This window comes from Bacillus cereus group sp. MYBK101-2, assembly GCF_051918845.1.
In the GTDB taxonomy this organism is placed as follows: domain Bacteria; phylum Bacillota; class Bacilli; order Bacillales; family Bacillaceae_G; genus Bacillus_A; species Bacillus_A paranthracis.
This window is the reverse complement of record NZ_JBQAIE010000015.1, coordinates 1-19486: the sequence shown is the minus strand read 5'-3', so window position 1 is coordinate 19486 and position 19486 is coordinate 1. Positions and strand designations below refer to the sequence as shown.

Here is a 19486-nt window from a genome sequence, read left to right as displayed (position 1 = left end):
CCTTTTTCTTATGAAATCGTCGAATGAGAATGCTGATAAGCTGAACGACGTACAGCATAGTATATACGAGGTGCGATAATAGCACCGATAATGGTAAATGCAATATCTTTTACTGCGAACCACATCATAATCATCCAAGCAGCTTTATAGCTCATATTACCACCCATGAAGAGATTGACTGCCCCGTACATGTAAGTAGTACCGATAATATACGTTAAAATGATTCCTGTGAACGAAGCAATTGCAAATGTACTGAATGTCGGTCGTTCTTTTTGTTCTACTAGTTTTCCTGATACGTAAGCAACGATAATAAATGCGATAATAAAACCACCAGTAGGATCTAAAAGTGCTCCAAATCCAGCTTTGAAGTTAGCGAAGATTGGTGCACCTGCTACTCCAACGAGCATGTAAACAGTCATTGATAATGCACCAAGTCTACTTCCAAGAAGAAGCCCTGCTAAAATTGCGAAAAATGGTTGCATAGATAATGGGATGCCCGCTACTTGCAGGAATGGTGCCCAAGATACAATATTTGCACCAATGGCCATAAGAGCGACGAACATGGCAGCTAATGCTAAATCTAAAACATGAAATCTCCTCATAATGTTAACCTCCTGTTGTTTTTAGGTTAACATTATCGTAGCGAAAAGATTTACTTGTTGTCAATTAAAATATTTTGATAAGAAGTCTTCAAATAGTCTCTTAACAACGTATAAGGAATACGAAATTGCGGAATTCCACTTGAATAAGGGGCAATCTCATATAAAGGGAAATAAATGACGAGATTGTCCGGTTCTAAAAAGAAGTGGAACTTTTTCGTGCTCATGACTTTTTCAGATGCATCAGGAAAATAAATACTTTCATTTTGTTTAATTTGTCTTACAATCTCAGCACGAATTACTTCTTTGTATGCATCTTTTTGTTGAAATAAATCGTCTAAGTGTAGTAACTTTTTTTCGTTTAAATCGAATGTGTTTGCCTTCCACGTATAAAGACCATGTGCTCCGCCTGTATATTGATAGTAATTCAAATATAGGCTAAGAAAAGGTGGTTTATTTAAAGAGACTTTATAATCAACATTCGCCACGTATGGATGAAATGGTATACTTGACCCTTCTGTTTCTTTATAATATTTTTTTGCGTCTTTTTCTAATTTGGTTTTAAATTTGTCAGTAGATTTTTTGTAATAGAAATTGAGCTTATTTTGAAATTTAGAATCGGAAAAGTTATGAAAAGAAGGTCTGTTAATTTGATATTCTATATAAGGTTTCTTACCTTTTTGCGTGACAGTCTGAACATCGATTGTCAGGTTAGATGCTTTGGCTGCTAGTGCACAATTTGGTACAATAGTCAGCAAGGAGCACATAAGCAGTAATATACAAAATTTCTGTTTCATTTAGGTGAAACCTCCTTATATAAGTGTTATAAGTAGTTTGAAAATAAATAGGTAAAATTATACATTTTATTAAAGCAAGAGAAGGGGGAAACGATATGGCAAAAACTTTAATGGATTCACTTGGAATTGAGTTGTTAGAGATGACAGAAGATAAGGTGGTTGCTACAATGCCCGTAGATGAGCGTACGCATCAGCCATTTGGATTTTTACATGGTGGTGCTTCTGTTGCGTTGGCGGAAACAGTAGCAAGCGTTGGTTCATACAATTTAATTGATCAAGAAAAATGTATTTGTTTCGGTTTAGAAATTAATGCAAATCATATTCGCTCAAAGAAAGATGGAATTGTAACAGCGATCGGAACACCGATACATAGAGGAAACTCAACGATGGTTTGGGATGTACGTATCATTGATGAGAATGACGATTTATTATGTATTTCAAGATGTACAGTAGCAATTAAAGAAAAACGTGAAAAGTAAAAAAAGAGGCGCTCATTAGAGCAGCCTCTTTTTCTTATAATTAGAACTGGATTTTCTTCTCTAAGAAACCTTTTAGTTCGCTAATTGGCATACGAACTTGTTCCATTGTGTCACGGTCACGTACTGTAACAGCTTTGTCTTCAACTGAGTCGAAGTCATAAGTGATACAGAATGGTGTACCGATTTCGTCTTGACGACGGTAACGTTTACCGATAGAACCAGTTTCGTCAAAGTCTACCATGAAGTCTTTAGCTAGTTCTGCAAATACTTCAGTAGCACCTTCAGATAGCTTTTTAGATAATGGTAAGATCGCTGCTTTGTATGGTGCTAAAGCAGGGTGGAAACGAAGAACTGTACGAGAATCGTTTTCTAATTGCTCTTCTTCATATGCATCACATAAGAACGCTAATGTTACGCGGTCAGCACCTAAAGATGGCTCGATGCAGTACGGTACGTAACGCTCATTCGTTTGTGGATCAATATAGTTAAAGTCTTCGTTAGAGTGTTCCATGTGACGTTTTAAATCGAAGTCTGTACGAGATGCAACGCCCCATAGTTCGCCCCAACCGAATGGGAATTTGAATTCAATGTCAGTTGTTGCGTTACTGTAGTGAGATAATTCCTCTTCACCGTGGTCACGAAGACGCATGCTTTCTTCCGTCATACCAAGTGAAAGTAACCAGTTCTTACAAGTTTCACGCCAGAATGCGAACCACTCTAAATCTTCACCAGGCTTACAGAAGAATTCAAGTTCCATTTGTTCGAATTCACGTGTACGGAATGTGAAGTTACCAGGTGTGATTTCGTTACGGAAGCTCTTACCGATTTGGCCAATACCAAATGGAAGCTTTTTACGCATAGAGCGTTGTACGTTTTTGAAGTTTACGAAAATACCTTGTGCTGTTTCTGGACGAAGGAAGATTTCGTTTGTGCTAGACTCTGTAACACCTTGGAATGTTTTGAACATTAAGTTGAACTGACGGATTTCAGTGAATTCTTCACTACCGCAATCAGGACATTTTACTTCATGTTCTTTCATTAAGTCAGCCATTTGGTCGAAAGTAAGACCATCAACAACCATTTCGATGCCTTTTGCATCTAATGCATCTTCAATTAATTTGTCTGCACGGTGACGCGCTTTACATTTTTTACAGTCGATCATTGGATCGTTGAAGTTACCAACGTGACCAGAAGCGATCCAAGTTTTTGGGTTCATTAAAATAGCTGCGTCTAAACCAACGTTGTATGGAGATTCTTGAATGAATTTTTTCCACCAAGCTTTTTTAACGTTATTTTTTAATTCGATTCCAAGTGGACCGTAATCCCAAGTGTTTGCAAGACCACCGTAAATTTCAGAACCAGGGAAAACAAAACCGCGATGTTTCGCTAAGTTTACTACTTGTTCCATTGAATACATAAGAAAATCCTCCTTTTGAAAGTTAACGTATTGGCGATGACGTGCTCAGGTAACTTGTGAAACGAGCAGTATATGCTTTGAAAAACATAAAAAAACGCTCATCCCAAGGCTTAATTGCCTAGGGACGAGCGTTTGCCCGCGGTTCCACCCTAGTTGATACACAAAAGGTGCATCCACTTTATCACGTATTGCTCGAGACTGCCGTTTCCTTGCGGCTTCAGGCTTTCACTATCCCTGAATCGCTTTTTGTGCAAGTACTTATAAGTCCGTCATCGCTACTTATATTAATAATAATGAACATATTCTAACACGTTCTTTTTTAAATCTCAATAGAGGAACGCGTCTATCTATGATAGAGTCTCGCCTATTTTTTCGTTATTTATTCCGTAATTTTGTTTAATGTGCTTAATTGCTTCACGCCTGCTGAGCGGGGCAAGCTCGTTATTTTGCACGTATTCCCAAACGACATCGGGCTTTGTTTTTGCATATTCACGAAGGACCCATCCAATCGCTTTTTGAATGAAAAATTCTTTCGAAGAATGTAGTTGTCCAATAACCCAAAAAAGAAGTTCTTCATCCATCTTTTGTTTATATTTTAGCTGGAATAAAATAGCGGCGCGTTGTAACCATATGTTATCTGATGCAATCCATTTTGGAATATAGGCAGAAATCAATTCTGGATGTTGTAAAAAGATATTACCTAAAAATGTAGGGACGATGCTATCGACAGTGTCCCACCAAGATTTTGTTACAATAAGTTCTTCTAAGAAGGGGATATGCGTTTCGTTTATATGCTTTTTATATTTTTGCATCATATCGAGTGCGGCTGCCTGAAATTCTCGTTCTGGTAAATCCCACAGCTCACGTACGATAATTTGGAAGTCTTTTGGATCTGGGAGAGTATGTATTTGGATGACGTCTTTTAATAATTGTCTTCTTTCAGGTGTTTGAATACCAAGAAATGGGAAGTGATTTTTCATATAACGTGCCATCGGTTCTGCTTTTTCCGGATTTTTGTGAGCTATGAAATGCTCTTGTAATGCTTTTACAAATGGATGCATCGGTTGTTCTCCTCTCTTATTATCTTACTCCTATTATTATACAGAGAGTTTGGTTGAATTTTAAAACATAACTTGCAATGCAATGAAATATGTTGAGAGTAGAGAGGAGAGGATAAGATGGAAGATCAAGGCTTACTAGCAGGTTTCTTTGCTCTTAGTTTTGCGTTTATTCTTGTTATATTGATTTGGGCAGTTATTGCGTATTTGTTAACGGCTTTTGCACTGTATACGATGGCGAAAAATGACGGTGCAACGGATGGAGTTCTAGCATTTATTCCTTTTTTAAATAGTAAAATATGGGGTGATTTAGCGAAAGATAAATTACCAGATTTCTTGAAAGAAGAAGCAGGATGGAAAGTATTCGGCATATATGTCGCATGTTTTATTTTTAATTTCGTACCAATTTTATATTTAATAGCAACAGCTGTATCCATTGTGTTGTCTATTTATCTTATCTACGCTATTTTAGACAGATATGGAACGAACTCTATATTATTTACGATTATTCATGTCATCACATTTTCAGTGTTCTTGCCGATTCACTTGTTCATTATCAGAAATGAGCCGGTGAGGTATAACGAGTAAGTTTAATTTAAATATGTGTAATGAAAAAAGCGCCCTGGTTATCAGAGCGCTTTTTGTGCTACATAAGGTAGCGTACATAAATATAAATATGAGAAATGATTAATGAAACGATCATAATCGGGAAACCGACTTTAAGGAAGTCCATGTAGCTAAATTTATGTCCTTCGCGGCTTGCGATACCTGCGACAATTACGTTAGCAGAAGCGCCGATTAATGTTCCGTTTCCGCCTAGACAAGCACCTAATGCTAATGCCCACCATAATACGTCGATTTGTGCGTCAGCAGGTGATAAACCTAATCCGACAGCCATATCGTTAATAAGAGGAATCATTGTTGCAACGAATGGAATGTTATCAATTGTTGCAGAGGCGATACCAGATACCCATAAAATAAGGATAGATGCGTAAGAAATATCTCCGCCTGTTATGCCAATTACTTTTTGAGCTAACATTTTAATAAGACCGATATCGATAAGTCCTCCAACGAGTACGAATAGTCCTGCGAAGAAGAAGATTGTTACCCATTCTACACTTGCGAACACTTCTTCAATTTCATGTTCTTTCACACCGATTAACATAAGTACAGTAGCACCAGTTAAAGCGATGATAGCTGCATCAACGTGGAAAATGGAATGAGTCATGAAACCTACAATTGTAAGTCCAAGCACTGTTAAAGATTTTTTCATTAATATTGGATCTTTAATATATTGCTTTTCATCTAAACTCATTAATTTTTTAACTTGTACAGGATCAGCGATTAATTGTTTGCGGTACATGAAGTAAAGTATTGTCGCTGTCACACCAATGATAATAATTACGATTGGCGCTAAGTTTAGTAAGAAAGCATTGAAATCTAAATGCTTATTGGCAGAACCAATCATAATGTTAGGTGGATCACCAATTAATGTTGCTGTTCCCCCAATGTTTGAAAAAATAATTTCAGAAAGTAAATAAGGGACAGGATTTACTTGCAGTATGCGCGTAATAGATAAAGTAACTGGAACAACAAGAAGTACAGTTGTAACGTTATCTAAAAACGCGGAACCAAGTGCAGTAAGTAAGGAAAGTGAAATTAAAATTTTAATTGGATTTCCTTGCGCTCCTTTTGCTGCTTTAATGGCAACGTATTGGAAGACGCCCGATTTACTCGTAATGTTCACCAAAATCATCATACCGATGAGTAGTGTAATCGTCCCCCATTCAATATGTTTCGTAAAGGCATTGTGTAAATCAACAACCCCCATAATTACCATGAGTGCTGCACCAAGAAGTGCGATGACAGCGCGATTAATTTTTTCAGAAATAATAATGGCATATGTAATTAAAAAGACTGCGATAGCAAAATAATACTGCCAGTTTGCGAGCTCTTGCGTTGTTTCGTGCAAAACTCTCATCTCCTTTCATTCACTTTTCTTAGTGTGTCAAAAATTAACTAGATGAAACACACATAACGTCATTATAAAGTAGAAAAATGTCGGATGTAAATGAAAGGGCTTATTTTGTTATATTTTCTGCAAAGGTTACTTTTTCTTATTTTTAAAAATATTTGCGGGCATTTGACATATATATAAGATACATCCAATCTGAATATTTAAAATGGAATTAGCATTCGAGCTTGTTCGTGTAGGAGTGTCAAATAGAAAGGAATGACAAAGATGATAAGGAAGGGATCGTATGAATGAACAACAATTTTTATTTTTGGATTTTGAGTTTACGATGCCCCAGCACAGAAAAAAACCAAAAGGATTTTTCCCGGAGATTATTGAGGTAGGACTCGTTTCGGTTGTTGGCTGTAAGGTAGAAGATACGTATTCAGCTCATGTTAGGCCGAAAACTTTTCCATCTTTAACGGATCGATGTAAGAAGTTTTTAGGGATTAAACAAGAAGTCGTAGATAAAGGAATTTCGTTTCCAGAACTCGTTGAAAAACTTGCAGAATATGAAAAGAGATGTAAACCGACCATTGTTACGTGGGGAAATATGGATATGAAAGTGTTGAAGCATAATTGTGAAAAAGCGGGAGTAGATTTTCCTTTCCAAGGACAGTGTCGTGATTTATCACTTGAGTATAAGAAGTTTTTTGGTGAGAGAAATCAAACAGGATTGTGGAAAGCAATTGAGGCGTATGGAAAAGTAGGGACGGGTAAGCATCATTGTGCGCTAGATGATGCGATGACGACGTATAATATTTTTAAGTTAGTAGAAAAAGATAAAGAGTATTTAGTGAAACCAGCACCTCCAACATTAGGGGAACTCGTTGATTTTTCAAAAGTGTTAAAGAAAGTGAGTACACAGTAACGACCAAATTGCACAGTATGTAATTTGGTCGTTTTGTTTTTTTAAAGTTTATAGTCTTTTTTTAATTGTTCTAATGTTTCTAGACTACGAACTGCAAAAGGTGAATCATCTTCAGAAAATGAATTCATTTGAGTTTCTAATGCTAATTTGAGTGAATCTGTATAATCTGGAATTTCTCCTTCATATTTCTTCACCATTTGCTCTGGAATGTTCGTCTGTTCACGAAAAGCTAAAGCACGTCTTTCGTGGAAAAATGGTACGTCAGCTTGTTTTACGTTATGTAAGTCACCTTGCACCGGATGTTTTAAAACAGCTAATACTTTTACGACGTAACTGCCAGGGCGGCTATTTGTAACTTCGCCAATGTATTTTCCCGTTTTATAAATACCAGTAACGATTTCGCCAATTTCAAATGTTTCTCTCATATTTTTCACCTCAAGTTTATAGTAAGGAAAGTAGGATAAGGAGTCAAAGAAATCATTCGCTTTCGGAATGCCCCCTTGAGAATGTGGATAGGTTCCACTATAATTTAAGACAATATAACAGAAAATTTTGATGTTTTGTGAATCCTATAATAAGGAGTGATCTATATGATGCCATTATATTTTCCAGAAGATAAAACAGAATATATTATTCCAGGGATTGTTTGTGTTCTATTTATTATCGGTGCGGTTGCCACATGGCGTATGTTCATTCGTGTGTCAAAACGAGAAGCAGATCGATTACAGAAAGTTGAAGAAAAGCTGTTAGCTGAAAAGAAACAGTAACTCATTTTTGTATGTTTCCCTCTATGCTCGGACAATCTAAGGGCAGAATGTATTTTGGAGGGAATAAAATGAAAAAACGGCTTTTTTTCAGTTGTTGTTTACTATTTCTGATGGCAGGTTGTGACCAAGGAAAGCCGAAAGAAATTGACGTGAAATTACATAATGCTTCAGGTGATGAAGTGGGGACTGCGAAAGTAGTGCAGCAAACAAGCGGAGTAAAAATTAAGATTAAAGGGGAAGGGTTCACACCTGGCCCGCACGGCATACATGTACATGAAATTGGTGAGTGTAAAGCACCTCGTTTTGAATCAGCTGGAAATCATTTTAATCCAGATGATAAAAAGCATGGACTACTCAATCCGAAGGGGGCAGAAAACGGTGATTTACCGAACGTAATTGCAGACGGTTCTGGGAAAATTAAAGCAGAAATTGATGCGCCACATATAACGCTTGAAGAAGGGAAAACGACGATTCATAGAAAAGATGGAGCGTCTATTATTATTACAGAAAACCCTGATGATGGTATGACTCAACCGACAGGTAAATCAGGTGATCGAATTGCTTGTGGTGTTATTGTAAAAAAAGCGTCGGATATGAAGAAAAAGTAAAAGCTACCGTGCGCGGTAGCTTTTTTGTGTAGTGTAAGTGAAAATATATCAGCGATTATTGGAATATATCGACCGTAACTCAAAATATATCGACTTACCGACAAAAGTTCACAAAGGAGGCTGTCCCAAACAGTCTCCTTTCTTATTATGAAAACGTATGGCGCAGCTTATTTAAAATTTCTTCTAAAACAGACCTTGGACAGCCGATGTTAATTCGAATATGTTCTTCGCCGCCTAATCCGTATTTCTCACCAGGCTCAACAATAATTTTTCCTTTTTCTTCGAGCAATTTAGTGCGCTCATCTTGAGAAAGCTGTAGGCGAGAGCAATCAATCCATAATAAAAAGCTACCTTCTGGCTTCGTTACGGAAAGAGTAGGTATGTGATCTTTAATATATTTACAAGCAAATTGAGCATTATCTTCTATATATAATCGAATTTCATTTAGCCAATCATTACATTCTGTATAGGCACTTACCATCGCTGTATAGGCAAATGTATTTAATCCGTGGAAGCCTTGTCTATATTGGATAGATGTAAAGGCTTGACGGAGTTTTTCATTTGGAATGATAATAATCGATGCTTGTAATCCAGCGATATTAAATGTTTTACTTGGAGCCATACAAGTTATCGTGCGCGCTGCTAGTTCTTCAGATAAAGAAGCGAACGGTGTATGTGTATGATTTGCATAAATAATATCGGAATGAATTTCATCTGCGACAACGATTACATTATATTTGGTACATAAAGATCCAAGCTTTGTTAATTCTTCTTTCGTCCAAACACGACCTATCGGGTTGTGAGGACTGCAAAGAAGCATAAGTTTGACGCCTTGTTGAAATTGCTTTTCTAAATGCTCGAAGTCTATCGCATATGTATCATTTTGTTTCTGTAATGGACTTACGCATAATTGTCTATTGTTTGTTGTGACCATTTCGAAAAATGGGGGATAAATAGGTGGTTGTACGAGAACGGATTCGTTTTCCTTTGTGAAGGCCTGTATGCTCGTACTAAGAGCTGGAACGATTCCGGCGCTAAAGACAATCCATTCTTTTTGAATATCCCAGTTGTACTGTTTTTTTGTCCAGTTACAAATAATATCGCCAATATTTTCGGGAGGAAGTGTATAGCCGAAAATAGGATGCTCGATACGTTGCTTTAAAGCAGTTTGAATTGGTTGTGGTACTTCAAAATCCATATCAGCAATCCACGCGTGGATAAGTTCTTCGTTTTTATATGTATCCCATTTTGTACTATGAGTTCCACGGCGATTGACTGCTTTATGAAATAGTTGCATAAGTTTGCTCCCTTCTTCTGTAAAACCGTTAAGTTATGAAAGTTCTCTCTCTTCTTATAGAATAGCTGATGTGATAGGATAAAGAAAAGTATTAAAAAGTGAAAAGGCGGGAAGCGAATGGGTACATATGAAAAGATGATAGAGGTTGTGAAGAATTGGGATCCGTTTCAAATGGGACCGGAGTTTTATGAAACAGAAGCGAGCGATGTTGTGAATGTCGCAAGTGTGTTTGATGATTCAAAATACATCGCAAAGAAGATTCAACATATATACTTTATGTCTTTTGAGGAAGTACCTGCGCTTGAAAAATGTGAGAAGTTAGCTGTGGAATTACTTGTAATAAAAGAAGGCGGAAGTTGTTCATTGTAGGCTGTCGGAATTTCCGACAGCCTCTTTGATATTATTGCGCAGAAAAAGCGATAATTTCTTCATAAACATGTTCCGGTTTTTCTTCAGGTAGTAAATGCCCTGTATTTTCGTAAGAAATAAATTTCGAATTCGGTAAATCTTTGTGCAGACGATGACCTACATGTACAGGGACGACCCGATCTTTTTCACCCCAAATGAGTAGAGTAGGTGTTTCGATTTTTTGTAATTCAGTTGAAGATAAGTCACCTTCACGATCTCGTATCATACGAGTTAAAGCGGGGAATATACGGTTGTCATAAAAAGGAGCAGAGTAACCTGCCTTCATTTCATCGTCAATTAATGAATGATCATGAACGACATTCATTAAGTTATGAACAATGCCGCGCCGTATAATCCAATTCTTTACGTATAAATGAAAGAACGGTAAATAAGAAGAGTACAGTAAAGGTAAAGTTGCGCGTGCTAAATAGCTAGAGCTACATAGTAAAATTGTCTTTGAAATTAATTCAGGACGTATACGGTTTACGTAAAGTGAAATTTGGCCGCCCATAGAATGTCCAACTAACACAATGTTTGAGAGAGATAAGTGTTCAATTAAATCGATTATAATCGTTGCTAAATTATGATAAGAATACTTAAATAGATGAGACTTATCACTCTTCCCGAACGGTGGTAAATCAAGAGCAATGACTGTTCCTTCTTTCGATAATAAAGGAATTAGACGGCGGTAGCTGAATGAGGAAGATAAAAAGCCGTGAACGAGTACGAAAGTAGGACGTTCTGTTTTATTTTCATGTTCATACAATTCGTAATGAACAGTAGTGCCGCGAGTGGAAAAAGTGAAATAAGGACAAGTAGATTCGTGATTCATTTTTTGTCACTCCATTGATTTTTGTTCATATCATTTCCAAGGCAGAAAAAAATATGTTAACAAAAAAAGGCAAGATGACGATGTCATCTTGCCTTTCGTACATTCAGTATTACCCGCGAACAATATTAGGCGGTGTTTTTCCTTGTAACGCTGCAACTAAATTTTCAGCGGCGGTCATAGCCATTTGTTGCCTAGTTTTTAATGTTGCAGATCCGATATGTGGTAAGGTCACAACATTTTGTAAGGATAAGAGCGGATTGTCTTTTTGAATCGGCTCTTGTGTAAAAGTATCGATGCCCGCTGCAAAGATTTTCTTTTCTGTTAACGCATCGATTAACGCTTCTTCATCTACTGTTTTCCCGCGAGAAGCATTAATGAAGATAGCTGTTTCTTTCATGAATGAAAATTCCTTTTCTCCGATAAGATGGTACGTTTCATCTGTTAATGGAGTAAGAAGAACGATAAAGTCAGACTGCTTGAGTAGCGTCTGTAAATCACAATATGTAGCAGCGAATTTTTGTTCAGCTTCTTCTTTTCGGCGACGGTTATAATAAAGAACATCCATATCAAATCCGAATTTCGCTCGTTTTGCAACAGCTTCACCAATTCGGCCCATACCGATAATGCCGATTGTACTATGGTGTACATCTAGCCCAAAGTGCTCTTTTCCAATTTCCGCATTCCATTTACCATTTTTTACGTAGGAGTCGAGTTCACAAACACGACGACCAGCAGATAACATAAGAGCAAAAACGAGGTCAGCTACTGTATCATCTAGTACGTAAGGTGTATTTGTTCCGATGACATTGCGCTTTTCCATCGCTTGTAAATCAAAATTATCGTAACCGACAGAAATGTTGCTTACTACTTTTAAGTTAGGAGCCGCCTCCAATAATTCTTCATTAATAGCAGATCCGAAATTTAATAAACCATCTTTATCTTGTATTTTCTCTAGTAGAACATCACGAGGTACCTTCTCATTTTGCTCCCATTTTTCATAATCACAGTGTTCTGATAAATAGTTTTCTACAAATGTTGGAACTGGTTCAGCAATATAAACTTTTGGTTTCACGATTCCATCCCCTTTCGCTTTATTACGCATTTTTCTGCTGATTAAAGTTTCACTTTACCCCGCTTTAACGGACAGTAAGCCTCTCGCCTCAAAAAGAAGCTCAAGCGAAGAGGTTAGGCGGGAGAGCAACTGTCCGCAAAAGCCCGATTGGTGCGGGCTAATAATCCATGGGATGAACCTTTCCATGGATTAAAGTTTCACTTTATTTTGACATAATTCACTAAAAAAATCTTCTTTTCAAACTGGAAAGGCTATTTGTATAATTTAGACACAAACGAAAAGGAAGGATGATTTATATGGTGACAGAAAAAGAATTAGAATTATTAGCTTGTCTTGAAAAAAGTAGTCGATTATCTGTAGATACATTAGCGAAGCTGTTAAATATAGAAGTAGAAGAAGTAAAGAAAATGGTTGAAAAATTAGAAGCGGAAAAGATTATTGTGGATTATGTCACACATATCGATTGGACGAAGGTGAAAGAACATACAGGTTTAACGGCGATGATTGATGTGAAAGTTACGCCAAAGCACGGCGTTGGGTTCGATGCGGTTGCTGAGCAAATTTATCGTTATTCAGAAGTGAAATCTGTGTATTTAATGTCAGGGACATATGATCTTTCTATTACGTTAGAAGGAAAGACAATGGGAGAAGTAGCGATGTTTGTTTCTGAGAAATTAGCAACAATTGAATCTGTCGTTTCTACGACAACGCATTTCATTTTGAAGAAATATAAACATGAGGGAATTATCTATGAAAAAAATGATGATGATAAGCGAATTGTGGTGACACCATGAAGCAATTTGAACTATCTAGAGCGGCAGAATCATTACAACCATCTGGTATTCGAAAGTTTTTCGATTTAGCAGCTAATATGAAAGGTGTTATTTCTCTTGGAGTAGGAGAACCAGACTTCATTACGCCATGGAATGTAAGGCAAGCATGTATCCGTTCTTTAGAACAAGGATATACGTCATATACAGCAAATGCAGGATTATTGGAGCTCCGTCAAGAAATAGCAAAGTATCTAAAAAAACAATTTGCAGTATCATATGATCCAAACGATGAAATCATTGTTACAGTTGGAGCGAGTCAGGCGTTAGATGTAGCGATGCGCGCCATTATAAATCCTGATGATGAGGTACTCATTATTGAGCCAAGTTTCGTTTCTTATGCCCCGCTTGTGACATTAGCTGGAGGGGTTCCAGTTCCTGTGGCTACTACTTTAGAAAATGAATTTAAAGTACAACCAGAACAAATTGAGGCAGCTATTACAGCGAAGACAAAGGCAATTTTACTTTGTTCACCAAATAACCCAACAGGTGCAATGTTAAATAAGTCCGATCTTGAAGAAATAGCAGTGATTGTTGAGAAGTACAATTTAATCGTATTATCTGATGAAATTTATGCAGAACTTGTATACGACGAAGCATATACAAGTTTCGCGAGTATTAAAAATATGCGCGAGCATACGATTTTAATTTCAGGATTTTCAAAAGGATTTGCGATGACAGGGTGGCGCCTTGGTATGATTGCAGCTCCTGTTCACTTTTCAGAATTAATGCTCAAAATTCACCAATATTCCATGATGTGTGCCCCGACGATGTCTCAGTTTGCAGCACTTGAAGCGTTACGTGCGGGAAATGAGGAAGTAATTCGAATGAGAGATAGTTATAAGAAACGCCGTAATTTTATGACGACATCTTTCAATGAAATGGGATTAACATGTCATGTGCCGGGCGGAGCGTTTTATGTCTTTCCTTCCATATCTTCAACTGGACTATCTTCGGCGGAATTTGCAGAACAGTTATTACTAGAAGAAAAAGTGGCTGTTGTACCTGGAAGTGTATTTGGCGAAAGTGGTGAAGGATTTATTCGTTGTTCATATGCAACATCGCTTGAACAGCTTATGGAAGCAATGAAGAGAATGGAACGGTTCGTAGAGAATAAAAAAAGGACAAAACACAATACGTTTTGTCCATAAAAGGGGGGGAATACTAGAAAGCCATGTGTTAGTATTCTATCCTAATATTGGAGAATTATACTTACTTAAGGAAATTTTTTCATGAATTTTGAATGAGCTCTGTCATAGTGGTATAATTTACTAATATAAGGTATGCGTATCCTGAGTTGCTTTACTTAGGGTACGTATTAACTAATCGGATATTTAACAATAAATCATCTGCTTTGCTATCTACAATTGTAGAGAAAATGGTAAACGTATGGGAGTGTTTCATATGTCAGAACAATATACAACAGGAGTGGTTGTAACAGGGAAAGTGACTGGGATTCAAGATTACGGTGCATTTGTAGCGTTAGATGCAGAAACACAAGGACTTGTGCATATATCTGAAATTACAAATGGATATGTAAAGGATATTCATGACTTTTTAAAAGTCGGCGATACAGTAGAAGTAAAAGTACTTTCAATTGATGAAGAACACAGAAAAATGAGTTTATCGTTAAAAGCGGCGAAAAGAAAACAAGGACGGATTCTTATACCGAATCCATCTAAGGACGGATTTAATACGCTGCGAGAAAAGCTAACAGAATGGATTGAAGAGTCCGAGTTAACAAAGTAAAAGAGGAGCGCATATGAGCGTTCCTCTTTTACTTTTTCTTATGATATATATTTGCAAATATGATTGCATGCAATCATATTCGTATGTCGGAGGTGAAGTAGAGACATACTGATTAGCGAATTTCGTTCGTTTCTGGGTGAGTACCAAGATTTTCTGATGGTTTAAAGAGTAAACCAAGATTGATAAGCCCAGAAATACCAACGATGCCGTAAATAATACGTGCAAGAGCTGAGTTTTGTCCACCGAAAATGGCTGCCACTAAGTCAAACTGGAAGAACCCGATTAGTCCCCAGTTTACAGCGCCAATTACAGTAAAGACTAATGCGATACGTTGTAAAGTACTCATGAAAAAGCCCCCCTTAATTGTGAAGCATGAGCAAGCGATGAGTTAATTAACTCTTTTATAGAATAGGGTAGTTATGTTGTTTTTATACATAAAAAATGTTCGAAATAGGATGTATATACATCTATACCGAAAAATGCGAATTTTTATGCAAAAAATGAACTTTTTTTAAAAAATATATATTGGTTACGTTTACAAGGGGTGAATCGCTTGATTTACAACTTCAGTTTCGCTAAAGTGAATACAGAAATACATATCCATAATTGGAGGGAAAAAGATGAGTACACATGTAACGTTCGACTATTCTAAAGCGTTATCCTTCATCGGTGAACATGAAATCACTTATTTACGTGATGCAGTGAAAGTAACACATCACGCAATCCACGAAAAAACTGGAGCTGGGAACGATTTCCTTGGGTGGGTAGACCTTCCGCTTCAATATGACAAAGAAGAATTTGCTCGCATTCAAAAATGCGCAGAAAAAATTAAAAATGACTCTGACATTTTACTTGTTGTAGGTATCGGTGGTTCTTACCTAGGAGCACGTGCAGCAATTGAAATGTTAAACCATTCTTTCTACAACACACTTTCTAAAGAACAACGTAAAACTCCACAAGTGCTATTTGTTGGACAAAACATTAGCTCCACTTACATGAAAGATTTAATGGATGTATTAGAAGGTAAAGACTTCTCTATTAACGTTATTTCCAAATCAGGTACAACGACAGAGCCAGCACTAGCATTCCGTATTTTCCGTAAGTTATTAGAAGAAAAGTATGGAAAAGAAGAAGCTCGCAAACGTATTTATGCAACTACAGATAAAGCGCGTGGTGCATTAAAAACATTAGCTGATAATGAAGGTTACGAAACATTCGTTATTCCAGATGATGTTGGAGGACGTTTCTCTGTATTAACGCCAGTTGGTTTATTGCCAATCGCAGTAAGTGGCTTAAATATTGAAGAGATGATGAAAGGTGCAGCTGCTGGTCGTGAGGACTTCGGTACATCAGAACTAGAAGAAAACCCAGCTTACCAATACGCAGTAGTTCGTAACGCTCTATACAATAAAGGAAAAACAATTGAAATGCTTGTTAACTATGAGCCAGCACTTCAATACTTCGCTGAGTGGTGGAAACAGTTATTTGGTGAAAGTGAAGGAAAAGATCAAAAAGGTATTTTCCCATCTTCAGCAAACTTCTCAACTGACTTACATTCATTAGGTCAATACGTTCAAGAAGGTCGTCGTGACTTATTTGAAACAGTTCTAAAAGTAGGTAAACCTACACATGAACTAACAATCGAATCAGAAGAAAACGATTTAGATGGATTAAACTACCTTGCTGGTGAAACTGTAGACTTCGTAAACACGAAAGCATACGAAGGTACATTACTTGCACATAGCGATGGCGGAGTACCAAACTTAATCGTAAATATTCCTGAATTAAATGAGTACACATTCGGTTACCTTGTATACTTCTTCGAAAAAGCATGTGCGATGAGCGGCTACTTATTAGGCGTAAATCCATTTGACCAACCAGGAGTAGAAGCATACAAGAAAAACATGTTTGCTTTACTTGGTAAACCAGGATTTGAAGAATTAAAAGCAGAATTAGAAGAGCGTTTAAAATAATAAAAAGCGGCCGGATTCCGGCCGCTTTTTATTATTTCATCGAAAAGTCCATCAGTATATTCAAACTAGAGTGGGTATGCTAAAGAAAAAGTCTAGGAGGGATGGGCTTGATTCCGATTCAATCAAATTTAGAAGGACGTACATATGCGTTATATAAGTTAGAAGAAATAATGAAGCCACTTGGATATAGCATTGGTGGCAATTGGGATTATGATAAAGGATGCTTTGATTATAAAATCGATGAAGAAGACGGCTATCAATTTTTACGAGTGCCATTTACAGCCATTGATGGAGAACTAGATGTACCAGGCGTAATAGTTCGTCTTGGAACGCCGTATATTCTTTCGCACGTATATCAAGACGAACTAGATGATCATGTAAATACTTTAGCAGCTGGAACGAGTGGAATGGATCAATTTGCTGAGCCGAAAGATCCAGATGGAGATGTGAAAAGAAAATATATCAATATTGGGAAAGTGCTCATGCAAGAATTAGAGCGTCATTTTACTAATGGTGAATAACAATGAGTATGTCGCTTTCAATGAGAACAAAGGAATGAACTGGATTAATCATATATTGTTCGTCGCGCTTTATACCTAGTAAGAGAATGTTTTGTTTTAAAAGAGTATAGCTACAATTGGCAAAAGTTTGTCCGGTGCAGGACATGGGAAGCTCCATCAGTTGTAATTTATTATCAGAGATTTCGTCGTAAAGTGAAAATAGTACACCTGAAATGGAAGGGAATAAAAGAGAAGCGGTAAATACATAGCTCGTTAATTTATTTCCTTCTATAATTTCTGACACGCCAGCTCTCGTTGCATTTTGTATTTGTTCAGAAGTAAGAAGTTCAGCGATGCAGTGAATGTTTGGGTTGAGCCCTTTTGCAGTTAAAATATTTAAAATGGACTGTGTATCCGCTAAGCTTTCGTTTTTTTCTTTATCGGCTGTTATTAATATGGTGTGTGCCGTTGTAATATTAGCTTTTAATAACGTTTGATCGTGATGGGGGCACCCCTTTATAAATTCTAAATGATGAAATGGTTTTGGCAGTAAAGAAAGTGTTTCATCAATTAAAACGATATCAAGGTTTGGTTGTAGTACGTGCATTTGTTTTACAACATGTTTTGCTCGTTCATTCCAGCCGACAATAATCATATGACCGTTAGAAGTCGCAGCTTCTTCTCCTTTAATTTTCATATATTGTTTATTAATCATTTCAGTAGCAAACAGCACCATATAATAAGAACAAAATCCAGTTCCTAATAAAATAATACTCATACCGATAAGTTTCCCGATTAGTGTATGAGGGGCAAAGTCACCATAGCCAACAGTGAAAATTGTAACGATTGACCACCAAATTCCATCAAACCATGTGGTAAAGTGTGATGGTTCTAATCTATGTATAAGAAAGCCGGAAAAAGCAGTAAGTATAACAATAAAGCAAATTAAACGAAAAATAATGGAATCACGAAATGTATCTACTAAATTCGGACGGGATTTCAATTGCCTATTCCTCCTTACTTTGCAGGACTACATTCATTGTTGCCATTATAGAAAAAAGAAAAACTCTCTAATTGAAAAGAGAGTTTGTTTTACGTTACATACTTTCCACTTCAGTTTGTTGAACACTTTCGAGATGCTGGAGAGCATAGTAAACATCAGCAGTATGTCTTTTTTGATCGATACATAATTTAAGATGTAAATAGTGAGAACCATTTTCTAACGTTTTAAGCTTCATATTCTTCACTTTTATATCCATTTCTTTTATTTCTTCAATTACAACCGGGATATTGTCCATATTTCGCACAACAAGTTTTACTGCGATATCACGTTGACGAAATGATCTAGGCCCTACAAATTTCATTGTTAATGGTATAAGTTCAACGCTAATCATAAGGAAACACATTCCGAAAATTGCTTCGATATAGAACCCAGCTCCAACAGCAATACCAATACCAGATGCGCCCCAAATCATAGCAGCAGTTGTTAATCCGGCAATACTATCGTTTCCTCTACGTAAAATAACACCGGCACCTAAAAAACCAATCCCTGATACAATTTGAGCGGCAAGTCGAAGTGGGTCCATATTCATATGATCAGTATGTGGTAAATTGTAAGCTGCTTTAATAGAAACAATGGTCAGGAGGCAACTAATGATAGAAATAACTAAACACGTTTTTAAACCAAGTGGTTTACGTTTTAATTCGCGCTCTAAACCAATGGCGAACCCTAAAATAGCCGAGAGACCTAGTTTGATTAATAAATCGGTATAGTCCATATATATTCCTCCTTGTATGGTATCGTATATAAATAAAACGTTTATTATAGAAAGAAACGTTTTTGGATAGAGTGACTTTATATAGAATATATGTAGGAATCTCTTAGAAATGAAAGAGATATTTCGTTTAAGTATATGATATTAAAAAAGAAATGTAGTTAATTTAAAAAAAGTTTATAAAAGGTGTTGCATTTCATTTTTCTGCATGATATATTAATAACCGTCGCTGATGCGGAAACGCAGAAAACGACAAAAAAGAAATTGAAAAACTTAGTTGACATCGAAAAACGAAGATGTTAACATAAGGGAGTCGCAAATGAGCGACCAAGTAGTTCTTTGAAAACTGAACGAAACAAACAACGTGAAACGTCAATTTTTATTTTAGATGCTAGACAAACTAACTTTATTGGAGAGTTTGATCCTGGCTCAGGATGAAC

At 36.7% G+C, this 19486-nt stretch carries 23 protein-coding genes; 11 read left to right on the top strand and 12 right to left on the bottom strand.

The genetic code is table 11. The features are described 5' to 3' along the window. Positions 1-8: 8 nt before the first annotated feature. Together ACTFSI_RS22430 and ACTFSI_RS22425 are read right to left on the bottom strand one after the other, a co-directional pair. Positions 9-602 (bottom strand): biotin transporter BioY, encoded by a 594-nt coding sequence (locus ACTFSI_RS22430; RefSeq protein WP_001252165.1) that lies wholly within the window; start codon positions 600-602, stop codon positions 9-11. Positions 603-652: 50 nt separating this feature from the next. Further along, positions 653-1396: a DUF3298 and DUF4163 domain-containing protein gene (locus ACTFSI_RS22425; RefSeq protein ID WP_000810315.1), complete on the bottom strand. Its 744-nt coding sequence runs from the start codon at positions 1394-1396 to the stop codon at positions 653-655. A gap of 95 nt (positions 1397-1491) precedes the next feature. Between ACTFSI_RS22425 and ACTFSI_RS22420 the strand changes: the two genes are divergently transcribed. Further along, positions 1492-1875, top strand: a complete 384-nt coding sequence (locus ACTFSI_RS22420; RefSeq protein WP_001140611.1) for a hotdog fold thioesterase — start codon at positions 1492-1494, stop codon at positions 1873-1875. 40 nt (positions 1876-1915) lie between these two features. Here ACTFSI_RS22420 and ACTFSI_RS22415 read toward each other — a convergent pair whose 3' ends face one another. Both ACTFSI_RS22415 and ACTFSI_RS22410 read right to left on the bottom strand, forming a co-directional pair. Further along, positions 1916-3292 (bottom strand): glycine--tRNA ligase, encoded by a 1377-nt coding sequence (locus ACTFSI_RS22415; RefSeq protein WP_000287154.1) that lies wholly within the window; start codon positions 3290-3292, stop codon positions 1916-1918. Between the two features lie 347 nt (positions 3293-3639). Next, the gene (locus ACTFSI_RS22410; protein WP_000553293.1) at positions 3640-4353 is read right to left on the bottom strand and encodes a DNA alkylation repair protein; all 714 of its coding nucleotides are present in this window, start codon (positions 4351-4353) and stop codon (positions 3640-3642) included. A 117-nt stretch (positions 4354-4470) separates the two neighbouring features. Between ACTFSI_RS22410 and ACTFSI_RS22405 the strand changes: the two genes are divergently transcribed. Beyond that, entirely contained in the window at positions 4471-4938 is a 468-nt protein-coding gene (locus tag ACTFSI_RS22405; RefSeq protein WP_000390057.1) for a hypothetical protein, read from the top strand. Between the two features lie 58 nt (positions 4939-4996). On the opposite strand, the gene ACTFSI_RS22400 is transcribed toward ACTFSI_RS22405, so the two are convergent. Next, positions 4997-6322, bottom strand: a complete 1326-nt coding sequence (locus tag ACTFSI_RS22400; protein ID WP_000545223.1) for an ArsB/NhaD family transporter — start codon at positions 6320-6322, stop codon at positions 4997-4999. Positions 6323-6611: 289 nt separating this feature from the next. Between ACTFSI_RS22400 and kapD the strand changes: the two genes are divergently transcribed. Continuing rightward, positions 6612-7235: a 3'-5' exonuclease KapD gene (kapD, locus tag ACTFSI_RS22395; RefSeq protein ID WP_001005369.1), complete on the top strand. Its 624-nt coding sequence runs from the start codon at positions 6612-6614 to the stop codon at positions 7233-7235. Between the two features lie 41 nt (positions 7236-7276). On the opposite strand, the gene ACTFSI_RS22390 is transcribed toward kapD, so the two are convergent. After that, positions 7277-7660 carry a kinase-associated lipoprotein B gene (locus ACTFSI_RS22390; protein ID WP_001209341.1) on the bottom strand — a complete coding sequence of 128 codons (384 nt, stop codon included), beginning with the start codon at positions 7658-7660 and terminating at the stop codon, positions 7277-7279. Positions 7661-7825: 165 nt separating this feature from the next. On the opposite strand from ACTFSI_RS22390, the gene ACTFSI_RS22385 reads away from it, so the two are divergent. Beyond that, positions 7826-8002: a hypothetical protein gene (locus ACTFSI_RS22385; RefSeq protein WP_000982762.1), complete on the top strand. Its 177-nt coding sequence runs from the start codon at positions 7826-7828 to the stop codon at positions 8000-8002. A gap of 68 nt (positions 8003-8070) precedes the next feature. Next, positions 8071-8610 (top strand): superoxide dismutase [Cu-Zn], encoded by a 540-nt coding sequence (gene sodC / locus ACTFSI_RS22380; protein ID WP_000746510.1) that lies wholly within the window; start codon positions 8071-8073, stop codon positions 8608-8610. A gap of 145 nt (positions 8611-8755) precedes the next feature. Here sodC and ACTFSI_RS22375 read toward each other — a convergent pair whose 3' ends face one another. Further along, complete coding sequence (locus ACTFSI_RS22375) at positions 8756-9907, bottom strand: MalY/PatB family protein (RefSeq protein ID WP_270363418.1); 1152 nt, start codon at positions 9905-9907, stop codon at positions 8756-8758. 117 nt (positions 9908-10024) lie between these two features. On the opposite strand from ACTFSI_RS22375, the gene ACTFSI_RS22370 reads away from it, so the two are divergent. Next, a complete protein-coding gene (locus tag ACTFSI_RS22370; RefSeq protein WP_000537636.1) occupies positions 10025-10276 on the top strand; it encodes a YugE family protein in 252 nt (83 codons plus the stop codon). A gap of 31 nt (positions 10277-10307) precedes the next feature. Here ACTFSI_RS22370 and ACTFSI_RS22365 read toward each other — a convergent pair whose 3' ends face one another. Both ACTFSI_RS22365 and ACTFSI_RS22360 read right to left on the bottom strand, forming a co-directional pair. Beyond that, entirely contained in the window at positions 10308-11147 is an 840-nt protein-coding gene (locus tag ACTFSI_RS22365; protein WP_001015187.1) for an alpha/beta fold hydrolase, read from the bottom strand. A gap of 109 nt (positions 11148-11256) precedes the next feature. Beyond that, complete coding sequence (locus ACTFSI_RS22360; RefSeq protein WP_440045648.1) at positions 11257-12249, bottom strand: 2-hydroxyacid dehydrogenase; 993 nt, start codon at positions 12247-12249, stop codon at positions 11257-11259. 266 nt (positions 12250-12515) lie between these two features. Between ACTFSI_RS22360 and ACTFSI_RS22355 the strand changes: the two genes are divergently transcribed. The 3 genes from ACTFSI_RS22355 (at position 12516) to yugI (ending at position 14798) form a co-directional block, all read left to right on the top strand. Continuing rightward, the gene (locus ACTFSI_RS22355; RefSeq protein WP_000255699.1) at positions 12516-13013 is read left to right on the top strand and encodes an Lrp/AsnC family transcriptional regulator; all 498 of its coding nucleotides are present in this window, start codon (positions 12516-12518) and stop codon (positions 13011-13013) included. Then, complete coding sequence (locus tag ACTFSI_RS22350) at positions 13010-14200, top strand: aminotransferase (RefSeq protein WP_440045647.1); 1191 nt, start codon at positions 13010-13012, stop codon at positions 14198-14200. Before ACTFSI_RS22355 ends, ACTFSI_RS22350 begins: the two co-directional genes overlap by 4 nt. Positions 14201-14453: 253 nt before the next feature. Further along, positions 14454-14798, top strand: a complete 345-nt coding sequence (gene yugI / locus ACTFSI_RS22345) for a S1 domain-containing post-transcriptional regulator GSP13 (protein ID WP_000003767.1) — start codon at positions 14454-14456, stop codon at positions 14796-14798. Between the two features lie 112 nt (positions 14799-14910). Here yugI and ACTFSI_RS22340 read toward each other — a convergent pair whose 3' ends face one another. Continuing rightward, positions 14911-15144, bottom strand: a complete 234-nt coding sequence (locus tag ACTFSI_RS22340; RefSeq protein ID WP_000105788.1) for a DUF378 domain-containing protein — start codon at positions 15142-15144, stop codon at positions 14911-14913. A gap of 274 nt (positions 15145-15418) precedes the next feature. Between ACTFSI_RS22340 and ACTFSI_RS22335 the strand changes: the two genes are divergently transcribed. Both ACTFSI_RS22335 and ACTFSI_RS22330 read left to right on the top strand, forming a co-directional pair. After that, on the top strand, positions 15419-16771 hold the full coding sequence (locus tag ACTFSI_RS22335; protein WP_000103660.1) for a glucose-6-phosphate isomerase: 1353 nt from the start codon (positions 15419-15421) through the stop codon (positions 16769-16771). Between the two features lie 107 nt (positions 16772-16878). Next, the gene (locus ACTFSI_RS22330; protein ID WP_138320856.1) at positions 16879-17292 is read left to right on the top strand and encodes a YugN-like family protein; all 414 of its coding nucleotides are present in this window, start codon (positions 16879-16881) and stop codon (positions 17290-17292) included. Here the strand turns inward: ACTFSI_RS22330 and ACTFSI_RS22325 are convergent. Then, a complete protein-coding gene (locus ACTFSI_RS22325; RefSeq protein WP_000842328.1) occupies positions 17279-18274 on the bottom strand; it encodes a potassium channel family protein in 996 nt (331 codons plus the stop codon). The two genes, ACTFSI_RS22330 and ACTFSI_RS22325, sit on opposite strands and share 14 nt — an antisense overlap. Positions 18275-18368: 94 nt before the next feature. Continuing rightward, positions 18369-19049: an MgtC/SapB family protein gene (locus ACTFSI_RS22320; protein ID WP_000386681.1), complete on the bottom strand. Its 681-nt coding sequence runs from the start codon at positions 19047-19049 to the stop codon at positions 18369-18371. Between the last annotated feature and the right edge of the window lie 437 nt (positions 19050-19486).

Bases quoted from the DNA above. Each gene is read 5' to 3' on its own strand.
- ACTFSI_RS22355 (WP_000255699.1), top strand. From the start codon at position 12,516: ATGGTGACAGAAAAAGAATTAGAATTATTAGCTTGTCTTGAAAAAAGT.
- ACTFSI_RS22335 (WP_000103660.1), top strand. From the start codon at position 15,419: ATGAGTACACATGTAACGTTCGACTATTCTAAAGCGTTATCCTTCATC.
- ACTFSI_RS22370 (WP_000537636.1), top strand. From the start codon at position 10,025: ATGGGTACATATGAAAAGATGATAGAGGTTGTGAAGAATTGGGATCCG.
- ACTFSI_RS22410 (WP_000553293.1), bottom strand. From the start codon at position 4,353: ATGCATCCATTTGTAAAAGCATTACAAGAGCATTTCATAGCTCACAAA.
- ACTFSI_RS22365 (WP_001015187.1), bottom strand. From the start codon at position 11,147: ATGAATCACGAATCTACTTGTCCTTATTTCACTTTTTCCACTCGCGGC.
- ACTFSI_RS22415 (WP_000287154.1), bottom strand. From the start codon at position 3,292: ATGTATTCAATGGAACAAGTAGTAAACTTAGCGAAACATCGCGGTTTT.
- ACTFSI_RS22420 (WP_001140611.1), top strand. From the start codon at position 1,492: ATGGCAAAAACTTTAATGGATTCACTTGGAATTGAGTTGTTAGAGATG.
- ACTFSI_RS22385 (WP_000982762.1), top strand. From the start codon at position 7,826: ATGATGCCATTATATTTTCCAGAAGATAAAACAGAATATATTATTCCA.
- ACTFSI_RS22320 (WP_000386681.1), bottom strand. From the start codon at position 19,049: ATGGACTATACCGATTTATTAATCAAACTAGGTCTCTCGGCTATTTTA.
- ACTFSI_RS22390 (WP_001209341.1), bottom strand. From the start codon at position 7,660: ATGAGAGAAACATTTGAAATTGGCGAAATCGTTACTGGTATTTATAAA.
- sodC (WP_000746510.1), top strand. From the start codon at position 8,071: ATGAAAAAACGGCTTTTTTTCAGTTGTTGTTTACTATTTCTGATGGCA.
- ACTFSI_RS22340 (WP_000105788.1), bottom strand. From the start codon at position 15,144: ATGAGTACTTTACAACGTATCGCATTAGTCTTTACTGTAATTGGCGCT.
- ACTFSI_RS22375 (WP_270363418.1), bottom strand. From the start codon at position 9,907: ATGCAACTATTTCATAAAGCAGTCAATCGCCGTGGAACTCATAGTACA.
- yugI (WP_000003767.1), top strand. From the start codon at position 14,454: ATGTCAGAACAATATACAACAGGAGTGGTTGTAACAGGGAAAGTGACT.
- ACTFSI_RS22360 (WP_440045648.1), bottom strand. From the start codon at position 12,249: ATGCGTAATAAAGCGAAAGGGGATGGAATCGTGAAACCAAAAGTTTAT.
- ACTFSI_RS22425 (WP_000810315.1), bottom strand. From the start codon at position 1,396: ATGAAACAGAAATTTTGTATATTACTGCTTATGTGCTCCTTGCTGACT.
- kapD (WP_001005369.1), top strand. From the start codon at position 6,612: ATGAATGAACAACAATTTTTATTTTTGGATTTTGAGTTTACGATGCCC.
- ACTFSI_RS22430 (WP_001252165.1), bottom strand. From the start codon at position 602: ATGAGGAGATTTCATGTTTTAGATTTAGCATTAGCTGCCATGTTCGTC.
- ACTFSI_RS22405 (WP_000390057.1), top strand. From the start codon at position 4,471: ATGGAAGATCAAGGCTTACTAGCAGGTTTCTTTGCTCTTAGTTTTGCG.
- ACTFSI_RS22350 (WP_440045647.1), top strand. From the start codon at position 13,010: ATGAAGCAATTTGAACTATCTAGAGCGGCAGAATCATTACAACCATCT.